Here is a 24,814-nt window from a genome sequence, read left to right as displayed (position 1 = left end):
GAGAACCATTTAGATACGCTAGATATAGCCTCATTTCTTACATCTTGAATTAATTTACTACCCTCAGCCTTCTTCCCTCATGCAATTACAATAGACTTATCTAACGTTACAGTACTTACATTTGCTGTCATTCTAGTCCTATCCTTTGTAGTAACTGCATGAGTAGTAATCACTCTGAACTTAGAAATGAACCAGCCCGCATAAAGTAATGATACCCATGCTTCTGGTGAAGAACTACTGAAAAATGTAACTAACGTACCATCATCCTTTAAAAGGTCGTAAAATTTGAGAAAAACCTCAGCAAGTTTCTTCCTAAAATATTCTAATGTACCTACTACACCCTTATAGACCTTATTAATATTCTTCGGCATAAAATCCTCCCATTGAGTATTATAAGGAATCGGAAATACTCTTTTTAACCAAACGTAGAAGTAGTCACTGACATAAGGCTTATCATCTGCAAAAGGAGGATCAGTTACTATTAAATCAACTGGCTCCATTTGTAAGTTATCTTGATAAAAGGGGACTTCAACTTGAGAATCAGTATTAGTGTATGTCAAGTATTCCAAACCCTTTTTAACGTGTTCCAATAATTTAGTTATGGAACCGGATATGTTACTCAAAGGAGAAATTTCTACCCAGTTCCATGAGAATGCAAATCCTCTAAATGCAGTAACAGGGACGTTAAAAGATCTCGTACTTTCTATCGATGTTATCATGCTGTTATATCTTACATGATTCAAAAAGGCCATTGTAAGATATGTTAGTATAGCATCTTTGTAATCCTCATCACCTTCAATTTTATCTCTCAATTCATTTATTTTATCAACAATTTTGCTTAGAATCACTAAACTGTCTCGCATTGAATAATTTATAAAACCTATCCATACCCCATCTAGTAAAAAGCAAGAAGACCGTAAGGAAAAGCCTTTTCAGTAGGTATTTTCATAATATTGATTTCTCTTAACTTATTGAAAGCCTCCCAGAATACTTCTTTGTCTTCATCGGTAATTTCTTGAAAATATAGATTTTTACCCTCACCTTTGAATTTAACTAGTAATGTAGGTCTTGCTTTTGAGTTTCGTAATTCCTCTAGTGATATCTCACCATTTAAGAACCTTTCGTAATTCTCATTCCACTCCCTAATAGCCTCTCTAACATACCATTTCTCACCTTTACCCGGAATAATAGAACCACAATATAGACACCTAGCGTAATTATTTTCAACCTTAACATTACCTTGCGGAATCTCATAAGACTTACCAGAATCCTTGATCACTATACGATTCTTAGAAACTTTTGCAAAAATATTCCTACTTTCCATCTCTTTGTTAAGATCGATTACTTTAATACGAAGCTTATTGTTTTCTACGACAGGTTTCATATAAACTATTCTCTTGTAAGCTCCAACCCTTACCTTTTCCTCTCCATCTTCCTCATCTTCATTTCCGCTTCTCCTTAATTCTAATAAACTCCAGGTAAAAGATAATGGAGTGTAATTTCCGCAAACTGGACATTTAACTTCCCATGATCCAACATAGCCAGTATGGTCACCATAAAGTTCTCTAACGTCATCCTTTAAGCTTTCTATCAAATATTGCCCATACTTTTCGACGTCTGTTATTAGTTTTTGACCATATTTTGGATAGAGAAGTACCCCTTTAAGAAACGTATACGCAGTGGGTATTGGATCCTACGCAATAACCTTTCCTAGTCCGAGCCTTTTTGCCTCTAATGCAAAGGAACCAAATCCAGCGAAAGGGTCTAAAAAGGTAAAGTTTTTGAACCTCTCGTCAGTCTCTGGATTAAATTTATGAGGCAAATCCTTATTTAGTCTTATAATTCTCTCGTACTCGCTAATGTTAAAATCCTCTGGAAGTAATGCTGCTGCTATAAACGCCCTAGCTGAGAATAAAGGCTCTCTACCCCACCAGAATACTATTTCCCAGAACGGCGGTCTTCCTGGCCCTTTTCTATCAATTTCTGGTACTATAAGCGAAAAGTTATCACTCTCAATTAATAACTTCTTCATATCAAAATCTTAGACTAAGTAAATTATAAGTTTTTGTCTTTTTTAACATAATTTTAGTTATAGATTTATTGACGATATTAAGAGTAATAATGATGAGTTTAAACACAAAATACATGCCTTATGAAATCTTATAGTTAGTATATATGTTCTCGGGGTTTAAACTTAGAATAGAGTTTATAGGAATTCTAATTATAAGCCAATTATTCGCTATCTTATTATTACAAATCTAGGGTTTAGATTCTGACCATTTATTTAACTTTCACTTAACACTCTGTCTTAAAAATAGAAAAGTTAATAAATTACTTTTCTTTCTTACTAGTGTGGAGAAACGATTAATTGAGAGTGACAAGTTCTCCTCGCTTATCCCTGAAATTGACAAGAAAGCCGCAAAAGAAAAAGGTCCAGGAAGGCCGGTTTATTGGGAAATGATATTCTGGTGGACTAGGAAACCCTTAATTTCCGCTAGGGCATTTACTGCAGCATCACTACTTCCAGAAGATTATCCTCTTGATAAGTTTAAGAGAATGATTAGATTATCGGAGAATCTTCCCCATAAATATCAACCCTTAGTAAATGATGAATTTAAAAACTTCACAATTTTAGACCCTTTTGCCGGATTTGGTTCAATTCCGCTTGAAGCTAAAAGGTTGAATGTAGGCAAGGTAATTGCTTCCGAATTATTACCAACTGCTTATGTCTTTTTAAAAGCAGTACTTGAATACCCTAAGTACGGAAGAAAACTCATTGAAGACGTTAAAAAGTATGGACAAGAACTACTTAAGAGCTTAGAAGATGACGTTAAAGAATTATATGGAGAGTATTCGGGCTTCGTGGGCACATGGGAGGTGAAGTGCCCGCACTGTGGCAATTATACTCCTTTAGTTAGTCAATGGTGGTTATTAGCATTAAAAGGGAGTGAAGATGAGGAAGAAGGAGAGAGTGAAGAAGAAGTTAAGTCTGGTAATTTCAAAAGATTAGTTTTCATGAAACCGGAGGTTAGTGGCATGCGACTAAGAATAGAGGTAATTGATCTAAATAAAGAACTTAACAAGAAGACTATATCCGCAAAGAAGACTAAGGATAAAATAATAGTTAACGGTAAGGAATATAGAGTTCCAGAGGGAAACGTTAATGCAAAAAAGAGTTATGCTAAATGCTTATTCTGTAACACGACTTTCCCTGGTAAGGGAGATAAGTGGTACGTTAGGGAGGCGATAAAGGACTGGAATGAAAAATATGAAAAATATCTAAATGGAGAGATTAGCCTAGAAGAGTTACAAAACGCTAAAGCAAGGCCAACACTCTTAGTTAAGTTTAAGGGAGAGGGAAAAGACTTAGAATTTAGTGAAGTTGAGGATGAGGATAGAGAGATCTTTTGGAGAAGCTTTGAAAAATTAAGAGACATTGATATTAACCATATACCAATTGAAAAGGTAGCTGAGTATGCATCAAGAAGGACAACTGTAGCATGGGGAATGAATAAATTCTATAAACTTTTTAATGCAAGACAATTAATAATGTTCTCTAAAATTATTACTAAACTGAATGAACTTAGGGAAAAGATAGAAGGAGATGAGGAATACAAGGAAGCAATAATAACATATTTAACTATAGCATTCCTAAACCATATAAGGCATAACTGTATGCTATCATCAGTTCACCCTAACAGAACATTTATTGCTCATGCATTAACATTTAGAGGATTTGCATTTACATGGAACTGGGTCGAGATTTCTCCTTTAGCTGACATAATAGGCTCATTAACAAGGAGTTTAGATCATATAATTGAAGGGTTAGAATATTTGATACAAACTAATTCTAATTCACAAGTTGAAATTCTTAATTTTGATGTAAACGAATTGACTTTAAGTAATAAAGTAGATGTCATAGTTACTGATCCACCTTATGCTGATGACGTCCCGTACCCAGAAGTAAGCGACTTTTATTACGTATGGTTAAAAAGGATAATTCCGTTTCCCTATAGTACACAATGGGAGGAATTTGTACCAAAAGATATAGGAGTAGATGAAGAAAGAAGTAAGACATTTGGAGATGGTGTAGGTTCTTATGAGTATTTTAGAAATAGACTTGCTCAAGCATTTAATAAACTAACTGAAATTTTGAAGGATGATGGCTTATTAATTACTTTCTACAATCATACGTCTCCAGATGCTTGGATATCTCTACTTTATGCGGGCTGGTATGTTTCAAAGTTTAGGATAACTGCAACTCATGCAATAACGACAGAAGATGAGACAAGAATAACTGCCCGCAACACTACAATCTCATTAGATAAATCAATAGTTATAGTATGGAGAAAAAAAGCTGAAGGTGCTAAGCATATTCAAGAGGTCAGAAAGGAGGCTATTTCAAAAGTTTCTGACTGGGTATCAACTATGCTAACCAAACAGAAGCTTAAGCTCTCTATAGATACTTATATAGAAGTCTTAGGAAAGGTTCTCAGTGTGTTTACTCAATACGAAAAAATCTTAGGTTTAAGAGGGGAAGGAATAAACGCAGTCGAAGATCTGGTTACAAACTACGTCTTTCCTACCACTGCACAAGCAATAATTGAAGGGTTATCAAAGGGAATAGGTGTGAGGATTTCAGATCCCTATACGGTTTATTACGTTTTAGTTAAACTCTTACTCCCTCCGCCTAAGAAAGGGGTGAGGAAATTGGATAACAATAGCCTGGTATTTTTGAACATCTCATCTGGTAGTTTAGATTTTAAAGATTTACAAAGTAAAGGAGTTATTAGCGTTGCAGATAGCAAGGATACAATAGCTTTAGTAGAGCCTGAACAAGATCAAGATGCAATTACCGCATTAGAACGACTTCCAGAAGTGAAGATGGTCCTTCAAGGTAAATATGATTTCTCTAATCCGATTCAAGTCTTCCATTACCTTGAATACGTCTCGTTAAAATATTCCGATAAGCTTAAGGATGAGATTGAGAAGCTCAGAGAGAGGACTCGTTTCGTAGATGAGGCTTTAGCTATTGCAAAGGTCTTTGCGAAAGTCTTACCGGATAACGACATAGAGAAGGAACCCTCTAAGCGTTTGTCTGGTGAAAAAGTAGGTATAGAGAGGTGGTTAAATGGCTGACTTAGTTTACGAGAATAAAGTAAGGGAAGACGTATTTAATCCTAGCTTGGACGATCAGATGGCTCCTGAACTCAGTGATGTTATAGTTGGGAATGCCCCATCAATTTATTTAGACTCTAAAGAGTTCTTCTCTGTTACGTACATAACTGACTCCATGAGGATTTTAGTTAATGAAATAACTAACGCTTTAAGCCAAGGTAAAGGGACTACTATAACGATATATTCCTTATTCGGAGGTGGTAAGACACATACTCTACTTTTGCTGTATCACGCTTTTAGTAATCCTAAAATAGCGAAGGAGTTTGGGCTTAATGTTTTAGAAGGCGTTAAAGTAATAGGAATTGGGGGTAAGGATAGCAGAACCGCCCCATCACCGGTAGATCCCTTAAAGGATGGTAATGTTGAAATAAAGACCTTATGGGGTTATATTGCAAATAAACTTGGAAAATATGATGTAATTAAAAAATTTGATGAGGATATGATAACTCCGCAAAAAGACGATCTTGAGAGGTTATTTAAAGGGGAAAGGGTTCTTATTCTGGTAGATGAGATAGCTTATTATCTTTTAAGATTAAAGGGCAGATATAAAGAGTATTATGAGCAGTGTTTGCTATTCCTAGAAGCTTTAGCATCGATGGGCGTTAATTTGCCAGTAGTGTTAGTAGCTACAATCCCGGCTAAAATTGAGATTTCTCCTAATAAGCAAGATATTATAGGGTACATTGAGGCAGGATACGAGTCAGAAGTTATAGAAGCTTTAGCTAAAAGGTTAGAGAGAAGCGGTAAGGCATTTAGAGCGCCTATAGAGACATCTACGGATTTAGCTAATGTATTAATAAAGAGAATATTCAAAGAAGTAAATGAGGCTGTTAAGAGTAATGTAGTAGGCAAATACCAGAAGTTAGCCGATCAGTATAGAGACTACGTTGACGTTTCCATAGTCCAGGATATTGCGAGAACTTATCCTTTCCATCCACTTTATGTTGAGGCTTTAAAGAGGTTATTAGAAGGGAATATGCATCTTCAAGGTACTCGCGAGGGTATAAAGATAACTAGGTATGTAATAAGGGACTTATGGAACTATAAACTTACAAGGAGTTTAATTTTACCATCGGATATAAGTATAAAAGATCCTCAGATACACGATTTACTACTGAAGAATTTCAAGAATTATGGTACAGTTGCAGACACTATCATTCAGAGATCTAAGGGATTGGAAATAGTGTTTTTATTAGCAAATTATATATTTATTACAACATATTATTACCAGTTAGGGTTAGATGCGGGTCAACTTGCTTCTGCATTACCTGATGATAAGGAAATAATTACTTCAGTTCTTGACCCAGAATACCTTAACTCAATAGGTATGCTCCCATCTGATGTGAAGGAGATTTTAGAGAGTATTAGTAGCAATTCGAAGAATGTTGATATGATTATCCCATATATTATGAATGATAAGGGGAGATATTGGGTTACTTATTTCTTAGATCCTAAAACGATATGTGAAAAAGATGCAAGTAAAGTGCCGCAGGCTGAGGTAGAGGAGAAGTTAAATAATATTATGCTCGAATTAGCTGAAACTCCGATAGACGTTGTACAAAAGAAGGGTAAGAAAACTGTCAGCGGATTTTTACTAAAATTGTATAGGACTATACTTAGAAATAAGAATGAATTAGTTAACGTTGACGAACCATCATATTACCTTGCAATATTAAGTAAGCCAGTATGTCAAGGTTGTAGGGATATCAATGAGGTACTTAAAGCTTCTGAAGAAGTTGCGAGGAAAATATTATACTATGTACCCTCTGGAAGGACAGAGAGCTTAAGGAGATATTCCAATACTATAACGTTACTATTCCCATCCATAGGATCTAATAGGGATAAAATAGAAGACTATACGAGAAGGTATATTTCTTGTTCTAAAATGGATGTAACACCTTATTATAGTGATAAAATTTCTAGGGAATACGCTGATAAAATATTACGTGAGTATGTAAATAGTTTAGAAAATGCAATATATAATCAAATATTTCAATATTTCGATAAAGTAGCTTATCCCACTGGAAATAATGAAGTTAGAATAGTAGACTTGAAAGGAGGAGAAAAGACGTTACTTCAGCAAGTCGAAAGCACGTTAATTGATGAGGTTAAAATAGTTCGTGAAGAGAATTTCGACTTTGAAACGTTAAAAAGGTATCTGGATAATATAGGGATTAATATAACAAGTAAATCATTTTCGGTTAAGGACTTAAGGGAGGTATTTTACACTAATCCTTCTTTACCTTTCGTCACAGATTCGGCAATTTATAACGCTATACGTAACGGCGTGGAGAAGTTAGAAGTAGGCGTTATGACTAGGGGGGGAGTTTATTATAAGAAATATGAAGGCATGGGAGAAATATTAGTTGATGAGGCTTCAATAATCTTGCCAGCTAAAGACGCTGCAGAGAAAGAGATCGACGAACTGGTATCTCAAGAGAAAATCATAGAGGAAGGCGATAAAGTGATTAAGAGGTATTATGTATTAGAATTACCCGATGGCGCTAGAATACCCCTAAAAGAACTTAAGAAAGATGAAAACTGGTTTGTTAAATTTAAGATAGGAGAGATTAGACTAGTTGAGGAAACTTTGGAGGTCGGTATAGAGTTGTATGCTGAGCCTAAAGAGGTCGAAGGCTTGCCCGGTGAAGTAAAGGAAGTTAAAATAGCAGTGAAAAAAGTAGGCAATTTTAACTCTAAGGTATACTTAAGTAGTAATTATGGAGTACTAGACGTAACTGAGGGAGTCCCAGATTTTCAGACTACTCTGAGGATTACGTTAAATCAAGACGGTATAATTATTGTAAATGCTAAATATGATAATAAGGAGAAGAGGGTTGAAGTAGTCACTAGGTTAAGGCGAAACGAGTGCGAGAGGATTGTAGACCAGTTAAATAAAGATTCAAAGATTTCTGAGATAGATATAATAAATGTTAATGATATAAGGACTGTGATTACCAAGTTGAACTCGTTAATAATCGGTAAAAAGGTCTTAGAGGGTGAAATTAACGTAGAAGACCCTAATAGGAAAATTTTTGTGAGTGCTAAGCCTTTAGGGTCTAGTATTCTCGATTTCGTTAATTTCTTAAATCCCCTATTAAGCTTGATAGGTTTGAAGTCTAAGGTTTCTGGCTCACTTAAGATAAAAGTTGAGGAAATTAAAGAGATAAATAAAGTTGAGGAAATTAACGACTTAATTAGTAAAGGGATTATAAAAGTAAGAGTTAAGGTGTGTTAAGATGGAGTACCTCATAAGAGAAACTAGCCCTAATAGGATTTATTATTACATTGTAAGAAACAGTAGTAGCTCGCGAGTCTTTAAGGCTGCTGTGAGCCTGAATGAAATTTATGATATAATTCTTAAGAACGTTAATGTTGAATATAAGAGGACTAAGAAAACTATAAGGACTGAGAACGAGAGATTGTTTAAAATTATGATAATTTATGGTGGCGTGAGACAAACCATTAGAAAAGTTTATGCTACGAGAATTAATAAGCTAGGGAAGATAATAATAGGAATGGATGAGTTCAGCTTACAGTTTTGGTATACGGAATTTCTAAGTAGATACTCAAGGAGAAATAACATAATAGATACTTTTAGAGTTAGTAAATCTTTTCGTGACCTCTATGAGTGAATTTATCCTTTTCTACTTAGATAAATTAAAGGAATCTCATCCTTTATTTAGGTATCCTCTTTTAACCGGAGGGGATTATGAGCCTTACATTCATCAGGCTGAAATATTTTATAGGCTTCTCGCAAGGGATCCAGTAAGGTTTCTAGTAGCCGATGATGTGGGACTCGGGAAGACAATAGAAGGAATAATGATAATGGATCAATTAATTAAGAATAGGGGAGTTAAAAGGATTTTATTAATAGTCCCTAAGGTCTTAATTAACCAGTGGATATCTGAGTTAAGGAAATTTGATAAAGAGTGGCAATTACCAGTGATTGATTATAGAAAATATAGGGTAACATTAAGCGAAAACGGGATCTATATAGTTAGTGTAGATACTATAAAGAGAAACGAACATAAGTCTAACTTTTTATCTGTTAATTGGGATTTAATTGTGGTTGATGAAATACATAAAGTAGGAATAATAGGTAATAAAGAAAATCAGAGATATGCAACCTTAGCCTCGTTGGTAACTAAAAACCCAAACTCTCACTTTATCGGCCTATCAGCCACACCTCATAGGGGTAACGACAACGATTACATAAAGAGACTTGTCCTTATAGACCCCCATTTAAGGGATAATAGTGAAGCAGTATTAAGGAGTACTGTTAGGGCTATAATACTAAAGAGGAATAAAGATAACGTAAATAAAGTTTACGAAAAAGAGGAAATATTCCCTAAAGCGTACTTTATTCAGTATCTAGTAGAACCTACGGAAGATGAGGAAAGATATTATACATTAATAAGAGAGCTCTCTTTAGCAATACTTAAAGATTATTACGATAGTATAGGTGAGAAGCCTAAAGCCCTTCAGCTCTTAGCATTTATAATAGGTAGACGTTCACTGTCTAGCCCTTTAGCTGGCTTAGTGACTTTTAAACACGTAATAGAGAATAGGAGCATGAAAGTCAATGAAAATGAGGTTATAGATGAAGCTGAGGAATACGCTGAAGAGGAGGAAACTGAGGAAGACGTAGAACCTGATGATATAGCAAATGAATTAGCTGAAATAAATGCTCCATATCTTGAAAGATTTAAAGATTTCATACCGCAGTTAATAGAGTATGCTAAAAGGGTTATTAATAACGATAGTAGAGTAAAGGCACTTACAAATTTAGTGAAAACTCATTTAAGTAAAGGGGATAAGGTAATAATATTTACAGAATATAAGGACACTGCGAATTATATTTTAGGAAAGCTTAAGGAAGCTCTCAATTTAACAGATAGGGAAATTAAAGTAGTAACTAGTGAAACAGTAAATCAAGAGGGAATAGATAAGATTAAGAAATGGTTAGAGGGTAAGGAAAGTAAAGTTTTAGTTGCTACAGACGTAGCCTCAGAGGGGTTAAATTTACAGAGTGCTAATGTTATAATACACTACGAGATCCCGTTAAGCATAGTAAGGTTTGAACAAAGGAACGGAAGAGTATGGAGACTTAAGCAGATCAAGCCTGTATATATATATTACATTTCATTAAAGATCCCTCTAGAGCAAGCCTTACTCGAAAATTATTATAATAAACTTTTATCAATAACTAAGGGTACTGGGTCTAATGAAAAAGTAGTTGATGCTTTAATATACCAAGGAGTCACTGTGAACAAGATATTTGATCTTAGTGAGGATAAAGAGACTATACCAATATACACAATCTATAGTGACCCTAATAATGAAAAAGAAAAAGTTACCCCAATTAAGGTATGGGAGTCTGCATTACAAGGAAATTTAGATAATTTAGTGGATTCTCTATTAAAGAGGATAAAAATACTAAAAGAAACTATGAGGAAGTTCGCGTTATTTGAAAAGATGCAAGGTGCAGTTATAAACGAGATTGACTCTATTAGAAATCTCTCAGGCTTTGAAAATAGGAAAGAGCTTAATGAAGCAATTAAATCATTCTTAGAACAATATGTTAGATATCAAGATGGAATTTTTTCTAATGGAAAAATAGTTATACAGAAATTATCTTTATTCGAAACATACGACGATAACAGAGTAGGCAAGAACATATATTTATTTTACTCCTTACTTTCTAGATTTGCTAAGATACGTAAGAATTATATAGTTTGTGATAGTTTAGACTACAACATTTATCTTATAGATACAAGTGTAGAGACTAAGTCTAATAAGAACTTGATACATCTCCCTATAATAATAAATTCTAAAGGCGATATAATACGTGAAAGTGACTTCATTAAGAATATCCTTCCTAAATTGCTGCATTGTAATACAATTTATCCAGATGAAGTGTTAGTGAAAGATAACTTATGGGTGTATAAGGCAATAGACTACGTGCAACAAAAACTTTACTATATTGAACAGCAGTTTATATCTTATAGACAACGTAGAGGAAAGGATAATTGGGTACCAAATAGTAGGGAAGACTATAAGGTTAACCCAACTATAGTAGGGGCGATAATAGGAGTTAAAGGGCATAATGAAGACGTTAAAGAGGCTGTAATAAAAGCTCTTAGTGAACAAGGATGGAAGATAAGTTTAGGAGATAAAATAAGAGCAGAAGGTAAAGGCGAGGTTAGATATATAAAAATTGTAAGCCCGTTAGATTTATTAAAAGTAAAGAGTGACGGATGGATTTATACTTACGTTAATAATGCACTAGTAGGTGTTAAACATGGAGTATAAATACGGGAATACTCTGATCAGAATCAAACAAGGATATAGAGAAATTGGTGGTAATTTTATTGTAATAGAAAATAAGGACAATACCCTAGTCTTTGACCAAGGGATAAGATTTTCAAGGTTTAAAAAATATTATAACGTTAATATTCAACCATCAAGTGCCTCAGAATTAAGGAGGCTAGGGATCATACCACCATCTGATGAATTTAACAAGATTTATATATCACACTTACACCTGGACCACTTAGGGGTTCTACACTTATTAAATGTAGGCACGTTACTATATGTACCAGATAAAGATACTTTTAATCGATTCATAGAACCGTATAAAGAATCTGACAACTGGACTGCATATATATCTCCTCCTCTAGGTGTTAACGTAATTGATATAAGAGATAATCAAGATGGGGTATTGCCATTACAAGTCGAACATAGTGCTTACCCAGCCTATTCGTTCTATTATAATAACGGAGACGTTAGAATATTATACTCTGGTGACTTAAGACTTTCATCTCCTCTAAAAGTAGCAGATCAAGAGTTACACAATAGAATTCACGAAAAAACTCTTCTTGAGGAATACGAAGAGAGGGGATTAGATACTGACATATTAATAATAGAGGGAACTAACTTCTCCTCTGCTATCTCTCCTTTACAGCCCCATTATTTTAACGAGCAAGTTAATAATATCTTCGAAAATCATGATAATTCACTAATCACGGTCTCTATAGATCCTATAGATCTAGAAGAACTAGCATATCTTCTTCTAGTTGCTAAAGAGAAAGGCAGAATTCCAGTGTTTTCTGGACGCAGATTAATAAAAATGGCTAGCTTCTGGATATCAAAATTTAATCTAACAGATAAAGCTTATCAGTTTGATGATAAAAGCATAGAATTTGAAATAATAGATGAAGAGGAGATAATTAGATCTCCACAAGATTATGTTATATTTACAGTTAAGGGGAACCTAATAGACTTTGGAAGGAGATTAAGTGAAATAATTAAGGGCTCTGCAGTTATATCACTATCCACAGAAAGTAATGCTGAAAGTGGAGAAGATGAAAGTATAGAGGATAATTGGTATAAGGCTTTAGGCTTTATAATCTATAGGTTGAGAATCTCTGGTCATTATTATCCATATGAGTTAAGGACTATATTAGAATACATTAAACCTAAGAAGGTAATCCCAATACATACAGAAGCCCCACTAACTATGTGCGAATACATAAACAAATTAGGTTATAGTTGTGCAGAGAATCTTCCATAATACTTAATACTTAAATTAATATCGTTATACCGAGAGTGTTTAGTATAGCTTTTATATTTCATGCAAAATAGAGAAAAAGAAGTGAGACTACTAAATGCTATATTACCTTACTGGAGAGGACCCTCAATACAACCCAAAATAATTTATAAAATACTAAACTCCCGCTATATTCCTAAGGATGTTATAACATGTGCGAGAAATATTTCAAAGGAAGTAAGAGTATTAGATGAAATTAAAATAGGTAAGTGGAAGATCAGATGCCCTTATTGTGAAACGATTTTTGAGGTAAACGAGAATAAAGTAATTAAATGCCCTAATTGTAATAGTATAATAAAGAAAATTAACTTCAAAGAATTTAGTTCATTACTAGAACAATACTTGAACTTTGAGATAAGCAAGAAAGATCTGCTCACTTCCCCAGTTATCCCTATAGATGATAGTTTCGAGCTAATCCTAGAGGAGGATATACCTAGAGAAACTGTAAATTTTAGGGTAAGTATTTACGGTTTTAATACTGTCTACAAATTTTTCTCGCCATTACAACTTTACACGATAAATAAATTAACTCATAAAATTAGAGAAACCGATAAAAGCGTTAGGCCTATACTATCTCTAGCACTTTTAGATTACATCTCTTATAATTCTATGTTTACTGTTGTAAATAAGAAAGGAATTAAGAGTATGTTCTATAAAGTACAACCAAGAATAAGTTGGAAATGGGCAATTTTACCAAGTAAATATTTCGTAAAATCAGTAATGGCAGTAATTAACGCAAAAGAAGGGATTTACGTAGCTTCATTAGACTATGATTTACAAACTGAAATATATAACTTCTATTTAAGCTTCTTAAAGAGAACTTTGAGCAATTCAGTAAACGGATTGTTAACCCCTTACCTTTACGCTGAACACTTCTTTAATTGCTTAGATGATGCGTGTAATTCGTTCGTGGAGAAAAGTAAGGAGAGGCTAAGCTTTGAAGATATAATAGGTAATAAGAAAACATTCTTATTGAAAATTATAAAAGAAGAAGATATAAGAGCTCTGCTAAAGTCAAAATACAAAGTGTTATCGGTAAGTTACGAGAGGAAAGGGTTTAGAATATCTTTAGGTGAAGGTAAAAGTGGGACTATTACACTTAATGAACTTCACAGTATTTTAAAAGAGAAGAGAATTGAAAATGTAAGTGACATTGAGGCAATAGCTAAAGCTCTTGAAGTTGTACTTAAGGAGTTCTCTAAATATGAGAGAATAATTGGTGTTAATAGTGATATAACAAAAGAGGTATTTAAAGAAGTAGTAAATATTTTATGTAATTCGATAAATTGCAATATTAACGATAAAATGGCTAAATATTACATAATTGGCAAGTTTTACGGGAGAAGTAAGTTATTCTTCAGAATACTTTATATGATAAGTGATAAGAAGAAAATTAAATTCACTGAACGTAGTAATAATGTGTTAGGCTTATTAACTAGAGTCAAAAAAGATCCGAATTTAATAAAAACCTTACCAGCATCCAAGACTCTAGAATTACTTCAGCTAATTAAGATCTTATCTAACTTAAACATAGAAGAAAAGGAAATCTATAAGGATATTTTGACTAAATTAGAGAATATATAATTATTCAATTATTTAGATAATTATATAAAATGATTTTCGTTGCTATTATAATTGCTCTTCTAGGTTAAGTAACAGTGACTTAACTACTCTATTAGATAAATATCATAGTTATAAGAGTGAAGTATTATTAGAACTAACTTTTAGCTAATATGAGATTAAAGGTCTTTATTTAACATTATTCACTTTTTAATTCTAGCTAACTCCTTCTCAAAAACGTTTAATAATTCCTCCTCAGAAATAATCCATTTACCCTCCTTACTAAAATGCTCATAAGGAATTGAAGATGCTACAGAAAAATTCATAGAAGGTGTTATAGGGTGCAAATGTAGATCATAAACGAAATCATAATTATTCGATAAAGTATTTATGAACTCAGTTATTTTGACAAACATATGATCTTGTCCTATAATGTAGAAGTACATCTTATCGTTATGCAAATAGGAAACCCTCAACAATTTGGGAATCCTAGTTAACTCCCTAACAGCATCATCACTAACATCGTGAGTCAGTAAAGAAATCCTAAAATCAAACCTACCAACATAAGCATAAAAAGGCATCAATATAGAGGACGATTTAAAAATAATTATGAAAAGTGAAACATCTTCATTAAAAGAATTTGAGGAAAATATAATAGCCAATGTGTATGCTTCAGAACCTAGGTTTTCTTTTCAATTACCGGATTTGGCTGATGATTTTAGGCCAGATTGGTATGATGTTGTGATTTTGGGTAAGAGGCAGGAGGATCCTTTGCGTTCTTGGGATGATCCTGGTAGGGATGTTAGTTTATCTGGTGGTGATGTTTTGTTTCATTATCTTGATCACGTTGTTAGTAGGGGTTTGGTTTATCAGTATACATAGGCCAGTCCTTATGAGTTAGTGTAAGTTCGTTGCACTCTACAACCTACTATCACAAATTGTTGAGGGATTATCAATTGATGCAGCAATGGACGGTACAAGTTATTCAGTGGTGATTACAAGGCATTATGGGTTTTCCTCGTACTACAGTAATATCTGGTCTTCCTTTGTATTTTTCTGCACTAGTTTCTTCGTCTACTTTAATCAGCGAGGAATATGGAAGTGGTGCGTTAAACATAAGTCTAAGAACCTTACCTCCTTTTATTGCTACATATTCTTCTCCTTCTTTCTTTATCTCATACCCTTTAGACTCAAGGTAGTTAGCAACAAGATAGAAAGTGTACAGTTCATAAAGTTTCCACATAATGAACTTTATTAAATCCTTGTTGATCTCCTCTCCTCCTTTTTTCAATCCCACCTTAATCCTCTCGAGTTCCTCAGCAAGGAAGTACGATTTATAAGCCATAACAAGCCAGTCAGGGTCTGTATAAGACGGGGGCTTAAAATAGCCTTCCGGAAACTCTTCTTTAACCTCTTCTAACTTTGAAAATTCCTTGTTAAAACTCTCAATGAAGTTGAAGAATCTTAAGGGAGGAGGCGAAATTGTTATCTTCTCCCTCTTTTCTTTAATTACAGAAAATATTTTCCTAAGTAAGTAGCCTAATACTGCATATTCTGGAGCATTATAACCTTCAGTAAAGGTGTGATATGCTACTAGACCTGTAGAATATACGGGAATAGTAAGATCTACATGAAGTTCGCCATAAAGATCTTCAGAATATTCTACAGCAAATTCCCTATGCGTGAGTCTACTCTTTCTTGCCTTTTCTGAAGCCCTCACTGCATCTTTCGTAATTAAATACATTATATAATAGTAAATATAGGAGAGAGCATAATCACCTATTTCTATTTCTTGCGTACCCTCAAGAGTAAGAAGGAGCTTTCAACGTCTAATATCCCTTTATATTGTAAATAGTATTGTCCTACTTTGTGCAGTAATTGTATATCCCTTTTGTTCATATAGACTAATACTAAGAAGATATATTTAAAGTAAATAGACCCTATAATTTAAGTCACTTTATGCTTAATTAAAGACAAGAGCTTATAAACACCGTAAATGGAATGTTTTAGTGTCGGTTTTTACTTAAATTGTGATTTCCTACTCACTTAAAGATAATATTCACTAAAAAACTTGTAAATAACTATTAGATATCTATACCCCTTAATTAGCTAAATTAGTACCTCATATAGTTCTAATCATTAATCAAAGTTTATCTAATATTTACTCTCCTATTGATATTAAGTTTCTGTCAATTACCCCTCACTTAACAAAATCTTTAGCACACTTTTACCAATTTTATCTCCGGTATATTTTCCTTCAAAGTTATTTAACTCCACCCACTCTCTAAGGGATTTAAACCCTAACCTCTTTAACGCCTTCTCAATTTCTTCTTTATAATCTTCAACACTTACAAACTCCTCATCAAAGAAAGTCGCAGCCCAAAGGTTCAGTAACCTCTCTAGTTCTTTAAGGGGATCTGGATTATCATCGACTCTTATATCTAAATATTTTCCTACAGAGAATGGATCGAACTCTTTATTACTCTTTTCCTCCTTTCTCACAACTATTATTGCAGCACTCTGCTTTCCTCTCCTATCACCGCCTTTACTTTCTCCAGCCTTTAATGCTCTGAGTATTTTTTCGTAAATTTTACCCTTTCCTTCAGCTTCTTTAGCCATTGCTTCTAGGACTTCTTCTCCAGCTAAAATATTCCCTTGAACTGTAAAATTATTACCAACGATATGACCCGCATAAGGATAACACTCTTTCCCGGTGAATGCTGAACCATTCCCTTTAGAATCAACAATACCAATTTGTCTCTTTTCCCTTAAGGGATCTTCACTTGTCAATTTTCTTAATACTTCTTCAGCTGAGTACTTCTCTAATAGTTCTAACCCTTTCTTTCCATACTCTAGGTTAGCTAACGCTTGTGTAGCTATTGCCCCTACATTTGGTTTTAACCAGGGTACGAAAGCACCTACAGCTAAAAACTTACTCGCTACTCCTACACCCCATGCTTTTTCCTCCGGATCGTATATAACTATTGAATAGGTCACAAGTACTATTTCCTTCTCACTTATTTAAACATTTAGATATATCTAAAATTTATTAGGATAAACACACAATTATTACTATGTATGATTGGTTTAAACAAATGAGGAAAGAAAGCCCCGTCTACTATGACGGTAAGGTGTGGAACTTATTCAAATATGAAGATTGTAAAATGGTGCTTAACGATCATAAGAGGTTTTCATCTAATTTAACTGGTTATAACGATAAACTTGAGATGTTGAGGAGTGGTAAAGTTTCCTTTGACATTCCCACTAGGTATACTATGTTAACTTCTGATCCTCCTCTTCATGATGAGTTAAGGAGCTTAACAGCAGATGCTTTTAACCCCTCAAACCTCCCAGTAGATTTCGTGAGAGAAGTTACTGTAAAATTACTGTCTGAGTTAGATAAAGAGTTTGATGTTATAGAATCTTTTGCGATTCCATTACCAATCTTGGTTATTTCTAAAATGTTAGGGATAAGTTCAGATGTTAAAAAAGTCAAAGATTGGTCAGATTTAGTAGCGTTAAGATTAGGTAGAGCTGACGAGATATTTTCTATTGGAAGAAAATATCTAGAATTAATATCCTTCTCCAAGAAAGAGTTAGATTCGAGAAAAGGTAAAGAAATAGTTGATTTAACTGGAAGGATTGCTAATTCAAACTTATCGGAACTGGAGAAGGAAGGGTATTTTATCCTTTTAATGATTGCGGGTAATGAAACAACTACTAACTTAATAGGAAATGCAATCGAAGACTTTACTTTATATAATACTTGGGGTTATGTTAGAGAAAAAGGTGCTTTAAAGGCTGTTGAAGAAGCGTTAAGATTTTCTCCACCAGTTATGAGGACAATAAGGGTTACGAAAGAGAAGGTGAAGATACGTGATCAGGTTATAGATGAGGGAGAGTTGGTTAGGGTTTGGATAGCCTCTGCTAATAGAGATGAAGAAGTGTTTAAAGATCCAGATTCATTTATACCAGATAGGACTCCTAATCCTCATTTGAGTTTCGGTTCCGGAATACATTTATGTTTAGGAGCGCCATTAGCTAGGTTAGAGGCTAGAATAGCTTTAGAGGAATTTGCTAAAAGGTTTAAAGTTAAGGAGATTGTGAAAAAGGAGAAGATTGATAATGAAGTTCTTAACGGTTATAGGAAGTTAGTGGTGAGGGTAGAAAAAGTATATTCATAGCAAGATGAGAGTCAAACAAGGTATAATCTTTTTCATAGTAAATGTGAAGAGAAAATGAGATTAGTTAATACAAAACATATCTTTTTGTTACTCAAATCATAACTAGGATTGGGCACATAACTATCCTTTGAGAAAGACTCTATAATCTTAGAAATATATTAAGCTAACTTGTATAACTAGTTATATATGGTAGAAAAACAATTTTACAAAATGGGGGTTAAGGGGGCGGAAAGCTTCACCCTTCAGGGTGGAGATGGATATCCCCCTTATATTTATATACCCCTTTATCGAGATATCTTTTAGTGATGTTAATGACGCTCTTCCCCAGCTCGATGGGACTGAGGGAGGGGCAACTATCATTCCTCTTCTCTCTTTCACGGGATTCGGACAATATGGATGACGGATCCCCTACTCTAATTTTGGGGGTGGGTCTCTGCCCCACCCGACTGCCCACCAAATGAGAGATGTAATCCCGAATCGATGGTGGGAACGATGAACCCTCTGGAAGGGAACCCCCGACCCTTCCAGGATGGGGAGCTTCCGGTATAAAAACCTTTCCATGAAAAATCGAGCATAGTCCACACTACTTATGGAAAAGTAAGGCTCTCCTTATCACTCGCTAGCATCAAATGGTTTATTATAATACAGCACAGCCCAAGTAATAACAGCTAATTTCCTTGCACAGGCAATAATCAACTTCTTACCCTTCAACTTTCCCTTATGCTCTTCATAAAACGCTTGATAACAGGATTAACCCTAATAGCAGTTAAAGCTGCAAGATAGAAAGCTCTCCTCAAAACAGCATCACCCCTCTTAGAAATACCCTTAGAAACAACACTCTTACCACTAGACTCAATAACTGGGTCAAGACCGCAATAAGCAACAAACCTCTTCTTATCACTAAAGCGCCTAATATCACCAACCCAAAATTATACAACCCAAGGTTTTACCAATACCAGGAATGGTGAAAATCAAACTATCCTTGGGAACAAGATCCTCAAGTTTCTCCTCAATCTCCCTCTTCCTAACCTCAAGTCTCTCCAACTCCTCCAAAAGAAACCTAACCTCAGCCAAGACAATACTATCCCCACCCCTCAAAACCTCCTCTAAGTTCTTCTTGGACAGACTATCCTTATAGCCCAAAAGTGTCAAATCCCTCCTCAACCTATTCTTAACCCTAGCAATACTCCTAGTAACAAAATCCCATTGGCTAGTTAACTCCCTAGCATCACTTGTTGTAAACTCACTACCCATACTTACAACTAGTTCAGCAAGCTTTTTAGCATCATTCTTATCACTCTTCTTACCCCTAAAATCCTTGAACTTCTTGAGTATGAAGGGATTAATAATCCTAACGTCATACTCTCCCATCAAGTACTTTGCTAGGTTAATGTGGTAAATTCCAGTACTTTCAATACCCACTTTACAACCCTTAGGCAAGATCTTAATTATCTCCTCATAACCTTGCCTATCATTAGGAAACTCGTAGTATTTGCCTTGGAAATATACTACTAATTTATCTTTTGATACGTCTATTCCTGCGACTGGGGCCTCCATGTATACTCACCCTTATGTTTTATTCGGGCTTTTTGCCCAACTTCCGGTCCGAATTGGAGGCGGGCCAAGCTCCCCGACGGGCTTCAAGCCCAAGGAAGTCAACGGCCTACACCCCAGTCAGATCTGTATTACACAGATCTGACTAATATGTTTTATATAAGGAAGTCAGGTCATCGAAATTCTACGCTTAGCTAGAGATTTGAACGTTACAGTTACTCCGATTAGGTTGCAGAAGACGGTATTTCTTGGTCAAAAAGAGTTGGGACTAGAACTGGACTATACTTTTATTCCCTATTATTTCGGTCCTTTTAGTAAAGAGCTTCAAGATGACGTTTATAAATTAAAGAGATTAGGATTTATTGAAATTAAGGAATATGTTGTAGAGGATCCAGTTACTGGGGCTATGATGGGTTTTAAGAAGATTTATAAGATAACGGAAAAAGCTCAAACTAAGATTCTGGATGAAGAGTTTAAAATGTTTGTTACGGAAAAAACTTAAGATGCCTTTAAACGATCTCCTCAGATACGTTTATAATAAGTATCCAGAATACACTGCGAATTATGTGATTAGAGACAAGATATTTTAGGGAAATAAATATCAAATAAGAAGTTATTTTTCCTAGATTATATAAAGGACGGATTAGTAAATTGAGAAAGAGCTGTAGAAACTAAAAATAGCATAGAAGTTAAAGTAGAAAAAGAGGTACGAGAAGGGAAAAGAGACAAGGAGTACTTAAGAAGATTTAAAAGTAGAAAAATCGAAGATCTACAGCAAGCTACCGAGAAGATAACTAAAGGTTTGCTTTTAATATATGGGCTGAATCCTTTTTCACGTTAATAAAAATCTTTTTATATTTGATAATGTTAAAATTTTTCCGATAAAGATGATCTCTCACACCGATGTGGGCTATGCCCAAAAGGGTGAGGGAGATAACGGAGATGTGAGCCCCGTGCCGTTGGGCTCAAAGGAGTCCCATGACCCATAGTGGTTGAGGACTAAGTCCCTACACTCTCTCATTGAAGATAAAATGAGTGAAATGAAAGTGTAGGGACAAACGGAGAAACATAGTGATTGAGATTAACTCTGACGAGTTTTATTACCTTCTTGAGGTGCATAGAGAAAGGTTTGCCAAAGAGATATTAAGAATGAAGGATTTAAACCTTGAAAGGAGTGAAGATAAAGTAATAATTAACAATGAGGAATATAAGGGACTTAATGAAGAATATAGTGTGTTAAATCTCGTTAACGCAGCCGGACTATCTAGAGATAAAGTAATGGTAGGTTACTATGATTATTATTTTATATTAAAATGTAAAATATATCGTATACTATAACTTCTATTATCGCAAGAATAAATAATGCAATAAATCCCTTAATTAGTTCTTTTGAAAATCTAAACATAATATAAAATTCCATGAAGGCTAAGAATATGGTAAAATACCCCATCATCAAATTATCAAAAATTGCTGACCATGCTATATAAAATTCAGAAAATAGAGCTACAAACGAAACTAGTAATGCAACACTTTCTACTTTTATATGCTCTACGAGAATATAAATAAGTAAATATACTATACTATTTAATGCAAATATCACTATAATATCTACATATCCTAGAAATCTTACTTTTAATTTTAATGGTGAAAGAAATGAAGGAGGTATTGAAAGCAGAAATGCTATACAACTAATTATGAGATATTTCCTTACTATATTATTCAAGTATACCACCTACTATAGTTATGAGTAGTAGATTAGAGATTATGCTCACGATAAGAATAATGATGTAAGATAGATAAGCCTTACCTAAATTTTTCCTTAATAAGAGTGGTGAGATTACATAAGCTAATAAAATCGATGATAATGACAGTGGTATTGCAACAATTTTATATAGTATGGTAATTGGTAATATCAAATATACTATATTAATTAGGATTAAAAATAACAACAAAGATTTTATTATGTCCATCTCTTCAAAACCAAAAGTACGCATTATAAGTGAAGCTGAATACGTTATACCCACCATTATTATCATAAATAATAAGATCCTACCTAATAATAACATAAAGGCAAACTTATCTATAGTAATTCCACTATATATTAGTTCAGAAATTAAAAATATACCAAAATTTATTGTAATCAAGATTATAAACGGTAACAAAGATTTAACAACATAATTCTCATCATCACCATACTCATTCCTAACACTCTGAAATAAATTCCTAGGAAGAAAAATTACTAAATAAGAAATACTAAAAGCAACGAAGTTGGCGAGGACTAAAAAAACTATTGTAAGTATTGGTAAACCTAAGGTGTTCCTCAAATACGCCATCCAATTATCTAAATCTTTCAATCCAATAGGGTTAACATAAATAATATAGTAGAAGAATAAAGGTCCAAAATAAAATATATTTGAGTTAGTTACACTCGTTAAAATATATAATAAGTTATATACAAAATCATATTTATCGATATCAATTTTCATTATACTTGTGAGAATATAATCACCAAAAGCCGATACAACTAAGGATATGAAATATGTTATTATAAGTAAATATTCCACAACCAGCCCATTAAGTTTAAGGTAAATAATGTATAATATTATAGAACTTAGTAAAAAAATAAAAATTCCTTTTAAACTATTTAAACTATATAACCCCCCATCATAACTTATCCTTTTATTACGAAATGTACGTGATATAAGATATAAGAAAGAAACTAAATTGTAAATCGGAATTATTAAAAAAATTAAATCGCTTGAATTCATTTTATGTCACCGTCTTAATCCTACATGCTAACGAGAAAACCTCCTATAACAATTGCTGCAGTAAATGGATCTGCTAAGAGTGCTACATAAGCAAAAAATTCTATGAGATCTCCTCCAGAAAGGAAAAGAGCCATCGAAAGTGGTGTAAGTGTACCCGTCGTAGCTGCTACTATACCAGGCATATAAACATTAGTATAAAACCAGTTAGCAATACCGTAAACTGCTACCCCTACACCAAAATAATTACCTTGCGAAAGAGAATAGTCAAACAATGCATGTCCTGCTATTATACTCCCCGTTACACTAGCTTCTAATGGAACTAGTAGCATTACAAACATTAAAACACCTATAGCTTTTAGCATTGGAACTATAGTTCTCCTCTTTATAGTTATCTGTTGCGACATTACACCACTATAATATTAATCAATTATAGCTTTTTATTTTTTTCTTTAATAATATTCAGTCAATTTGTAGTCTCTTATGGGAGGATTACTCGGTTTTTACACTTTCATAAAAAGGTATTTGATTTTGAAAAAGAATATAAATGATTTGACTATATTCATATATGATTATGCGAATAAGATTTAGGAAGATTAATTACACTACAACTTATATCTTAAGCACAATTGAATCCTTTCTTTTCTCCATCTTCTTAACTGCATTAATTCTAATATTAATTATTAGGGAGATCAACTTAATCACGATTTTCACTATCTCATTACTTCTCGCAATAGGAAGTTATATTGACATTCTTATTTACGATAGAGTTTATTTTAACCTCTCTGGGTTCTTTTTTCCTCTTTCTTTGACTATCTTCTTACTTATTATAATTTACAAGGAGTTATTGCAAATTTATTATGATTTATTCCTACTTCTTTTTTCCTCCTTATTATTCTTTATCGAGAATAGGTTATATTTTAAGAATAGTATAGGTTACTCGATAAAATACTCAATACTAATTTCAATGTTTTCCGGTCTAGTTAATTTTTTAATATTTAATAAATTTTCTTATTATTTTGCTTTTATAAGTACTTTTATTCCAACTTTACTTCTTGATTTTAAATTAAGTATAAGATGTAACCGTGAGGGAATCATAGGAGGTTTAGGAGTAAGAGACTTATTAGTTTTGATGCCAATTGTAGCCATGTTGATGGCGTTCTTGCTTGATATAATGTTACCTAAATAACCTCAGTACTATTGAAGAAATGTAAAGCGTGAATATCTTTATTAACTCAACATAGATAAAGCCTCTTATTTTCTTACTGTTAATTTATTATTTACACTTTCTAATACTTTAAAAGATAAGGTCCTCTGCTTGACATAGGAAAGGTGTCTTGTGTAATTTAAGAGACATTCTTGTACTTTAACTACATTTTTATATATATGTAAGTAGATTAACGCTGATACTTTATCTACATCTACAATGTTTAATTTTAAGCTTTACTATGCAAACTGTTTAAAAAGATTTGCTAATTAAAAGAATAGTTAGCATATGTTATGTTTATGTATTGTTTTTTAAATAAAGGAGAAAGGTCTTAAATTATGAAAATTTTTTAAAGAAAGAAATAAGTCATAGCATATTAAAATGTAACATAGAATAAAGAATTATGATAACAACTGTAGTTCGAAGTGAAGAAACAGAAATAGACATTAAGAAAGCTATAAAAACGAGCCTACTAATGACATTTTTCCTAGTAGCAATCCCAATAAACAGTATTATGCTAACACAAGCAATATATTTCTATTTGACAGGTAATTCTGGTGGATTTTGGGGAGCTGCAACTTATTTTTGGAGCAATGTATTTCCAATAATGTATGAGTGGGGCAGTATAATTGCTGCTAATGGAGGATCAATTGCCGATATAATTGCAGGAGCTGTTGTTGGAGCAGCTATGAGTGATCCAGTAACTCTTCTTATTCTTGGAGGTATTACAGCTACTGCATAATTGATCAAGGGG

General features: G+C 33.6%; 22 protein-coding genes and 2 pseudogenes. 13 read left to right on the top strand and 11 right to left on the bottom strand.

Features of this window, described 5'->3' with window-relative positions:
* Window positions 1–77: 77 nt before the first annotated feature.
* The 3 genes from D1869_RS15330 to D1869_RS15320 all read right to left on the bottom strand — a co-directional run bounded on the left by D1869_RS15330 (window position 78) and on the right by D1869_RS15320 (window position 2,032).
* Window positions 78–848 (bottom strand): hypothetical protein, encoded by a 771-nt coding sequence (locus D1869_RS15330; protein WP_231113703.1) that lies wholly within the window; start codon window positions 846–848, stop codon window positions 78–80.
* Between the two features lie 47 nt (window positions 849–895).
* Window positions 896–1,594: a hypothetical protein gene (locus D1869_RS15325; RefSeq protein ID WP_231113702.1), complete on the bottom strand. Its 699-nt coding sequence runs from the start codon at window positions 1,592–1,594 to the stop codon at window positions 896–898.
* 99 nt (window positions 1,595–1,693) lie between these two features.
* Window positions 1,694–2,032 carry a DUF1156 domain-containing protein gene (locus D1869_RS15320; protein WP_231113701.1) on the bottom strand — a complete coding sequence of 113 codons (339 nt, stop codon included), beginning with the start codon at window positions 2,030–2,032 and terminating at the stop codon, window positions 1,694–1,696.
* 320 nt (window positions 2,033–2,352) lie between these two features.
* Between D1869_RS15320 and D1869_RS04275 the strand changes: the two genes are divergently transcribed.
* From D1869_RS04275 to D1869_RS04250, 6 genes are all read left to right on the top strand, one after another.
* Complete coding sequence (locus tag D1869_RS04275) at window positions 2,353–5,139, top strand: DUF1156 domain-containing protein (RefSeq protein ID WP_156014063.1); 2,787 nt, start codon at window positions 2,353–2,355, stop codon at window positions 5,137–5,139.
* Complete coding sequence (locus tag D1869_RS04270) at window positions 5,132–8,416, top strand: DUF499 domain-containing protein (RefSeq protein ID WP_156014062.1); 3,285 nt, start codon at window positions 5,132–5,134, stop codon at window positions 8,414–8,416. Before D1869_RS04275 ends, D1869_RS04270 begins: the two co-directional genes overlap by 8 nt.
* Window position 8,417: 1 nt before the next feature.
* Window positions 8,418–8,813, top strand: coding sequence for a hypothetical protein (locus D1869_RS04265; RefSeq protein WP_156014061.1), 396 nt, complete (start codon window positions 8,418–8,420; stop codon window positions 8,811–8,813).
* A complete protein-coding gene (locus D1869_RS04260; RefSeq protein ID WP_156014060.1) occupies window positions 8,806–11,493 on the top strand; it encodes a DEAD/DEAH box helicase in 2,688 nt (895 codons plus the stop codon). Before D1869_RS04265 ends, D1869_RS04260 begins: the two co-directional genes overlap by 8 nt.
* Window positions 11,483–12,754: an MBL fold metallo-hydrolase gene (locus tag D1869_RS04255; protein ID WP_156014059.1), complete on the top strand. Its 1,272-nt coding sequence runs from the start codon at window positions 11,483–11,485 to the stop codon at window positions 12,752–12,754. The genes D1869_RS04260 and D1869_RS04255 overlap by 11 nt, the downstream gene beginning before the upstream one ends.
* Before the next feature lie 81 nt (window positions 12,755–12,835).
* Window positions 12,836–14,374: a zinc ribbon domain-containing protein gene (locus tag D1869_RS04250; RefSeq protein WP_231113700.1), complete on the top strand. Its 1,539-nt coding sequence runs from the start codon at window positions 12,836–12,838 to the stop codon at window positions 14,372–14,374.
* Between the two features lie 179 nt (window positions 14,375–14,553).
* Here the strand turns inward: D1869_RS04250 and D1869_RS04245 are convergent, their stop codons facing one another.
* The gene (locus tag D1869_RS04245) at window positions 14,554–14,931 is read right to left on the bottom strand and encodes a hypothetical protein (RefSeq protein ID WP_156014057.1); all 378 of its coding nucleotides are present in this window, start codon (window positions 14,929–14,931) and stop codon (window positions 14,554–14,556) included.
* Between the two features lie 28 nt (window positions 14,932–14,959).
* On the opposite strand from D1869_RS04245, the gene D1869_RS04240 reads away from it, so the two are divergent.
* Window positions 14,960–15,232, top strand: coding sequence for a hypothetical protein (locus D1869_RS04240; RefSeq protein ID WP_156014056.1), 273 nt, complete (start codon window positions 14,960–14,962; stop codon window positions 15,230–15,232).
* A 103-nt stretch (window positions 15,233–15,335) separates the two neighbouring features.
* Here D1869_RS04240 and D1869_RS04235 read toward each other — a convergent pair whose 3' ends face one another.
* Entirely contained in the window at window positions 15,336–16,070 is a 735-nt protein-coding gene (locus D1869_RS04235) for a hypothetical protein (RefSeq protein ID WP_184651027.1), read from the bottom strand.
* A 473-nt stretch (window positions 16,071–16,543) separates the two neighbouring features.
* Complete coding sequence (locus tag D1869_RS04230) at window positions 16,544–17,347, bottom strand: DUF1028 domain-containing protein (RefSeq protein ID WP_156014055.1); 804 nt, start codon at window positions 17,345–17,347, stop codon at window positions 16,544–16,546.
* Window positions 17,348–17,424: 77 nt separating this feature from the next.
* Between D1869_RS04230 and cyp119 the strand changes: the two genes are divergently transcribed.
* Complete coding sequence (gene cyp119 / locus D1869_RS04225; RefSeq protein WP_156014054.1) at window positions 17,425–18,534, top strand: cytochrome P450 Cyp119; 1,110 nt, start codon at window positions 17,425–17,427, stop codon at window positions 18,532–18,534.
* A gap of 180 nt (window positions 18,535–18,714) precedes the next feature.
* Here the strand turns inward: cyp119 and D1869_RS04220 are convergent, their stop codons facing one another.
* The gene (locus tag D1869_RS04220) at window positions 18,715–18,894 is read right to left on the bottom strand and encodes a hypothetical protein (protein WP_156014053.1); all 180 of its coding nucleotides are present in this window, start codon (window positions 18,892–18,894) and stop codon (window positions 18,715–18,717) included.
* Between D1869_RS04220 and D1869_RS15315 the strand changes: the two are divergent.
* A pseudogene (locus tag D1869_RS15315) lies at window positions 18,840–19,083 on the top strand (hypothetical protein). The gene D1869_RS04220 and the pseudogene D1869_RS15315 sit on opposite strands and share 55 nt — an antisense overlap.
* Before the next feature lie 63 nt (window positions 19,084–19,146).
* On the opposite strand, the pseudogene D1869_RS04215 reads toward D1869_RS15315, so the two are convergent.
* A pseudogene (locus D1869_RS04215) lies at window positions 19,147–20,091 on the bottom strand (IS110 family RNA-guided transposase).
* Between the two features lie 226 nt (window positions 20,092–20,317).
* On the opposite strand from D1869_RS04215, the gene D1869_RS04210 reads away from it, so the two are divergent.
* Together D1869_RS04210 and D1869_RS04205 are read left to right on the top strand one after the other, a co-directional pair.
* The gene (locus D1869_RS04210) at window positions 20,318–20,590 is read left to right on the top strand and encodes a hypothetical protein (RefSeq protein ID WP_231113699.1); all 273 of its coding nucleotides are present in this window, start codon (window positions 20,318–20,320) and stop codon (window positions 20,588–20,590) included.
* A gap of 569 nt (window positions 20,591–21,159) precedes the next feature.
* On the top strand, window positions 21,160–21,426 hold the full coding sequence (locus tag D1869_RS04205) for a hypothetical protein (RefSeq protein ID WP_156014052.1): 267 nt from the start codon (window positions 21,160–21,162) through the stop codon (window positions 21,424–21,426).
* Here D1869_RS04205 and D1869_RS04200 read toward each other — a convergent pair.
* The 3 genes from D1869_RS04200 to D1869_RS04190 all read right to left on the bottom strand — a co-directional run bounded on the left by D1869_RS04200 (window position 21,392) and on the right by D1869_RS04190 (window position 23,260).
* The gene (locus D1869_RS04200) at window positions 21,392–21,811 is read right to left on the bottom strand and encodes a hypothetical protein (protein ID WP_156014051.1); all 420 of its coding nucleotides are present in this window, start codon (window positions 21,809–21,811) and stop codon (window positions 21,392–21,394) included. The two genes, D1869_RS04205 and D1869_RS04200, sit on opposite strands and share 35 nt — an antisense overlap.
* On the bottom strand, window positions 21,804–22,652 hold the full coding sequence (locus D1869_RS04195) for a hypothetical protein (protein WP_156014050.1): 849 nt from the start codon (window positions 22,650–22,652) through the stop codon (window positions 21,804–21,806). Before D1869_RS04195 ends, D1869_RS04200 begins: the two co-directional genes overlap by 8 nt.
* A gap of 224 nt (window positions 22,653–22,876) precedes the next feature.
* Window positions 22,877–23,260, bottom strand: a complete 384-nt coding sequence (locus D1869_RS04190) for a hypothetical protein (protein ID WP_156014049.1) — start codon at window positions 23,258–23,260, stop codon at window positions 22,877–22,879.
* Between the two features lie 161 nt (window positions 23,261–23,421).
* On the opposite strand from D1869_RS04190, the gene D1869_RS04185 reads away from it, so the two are divergent.
* Complete coding sequence (locus D1869_RS04185) at window positions 23,422–24,042, top strand: hypothetical protein (protein ID WP_156014048.1); 621 nt, start codon at window positions 23,422–23,424, stop codon at window positions 24,040–24,042.
* A 421-nt stretch (window positions 24,043–24,463) separates the two neighbouring features.
* Complete coding sequence (locus D1869_RS04180) at window positions 24,464–24,802, top strand: hypothetical protein (protein ID WP_156014047.1); 339 nt, start codon at window positions 24,464–24,466, stop codon at window positions 24,800–24,802.
* Window positions 24,803–24,814 lie beyond the last annotated feature (12 nt).

Source organism: Sulfurisphaera ohwakuensis (assembly GCF_009729055.1).
Taxonomy (GTDB): Archaea; Thermoproteota; Thermoprotei_A; order Sulfolobales; family Sulfolobaceae; genus Sulfurisphaera; species Sulfurisphaera ohwakuensis.
The sequence above is the reverse complement of the archived record's forward strand: the minus strand, read 5'-3'. Positions and strand labels throughout refer to the sequence as shown.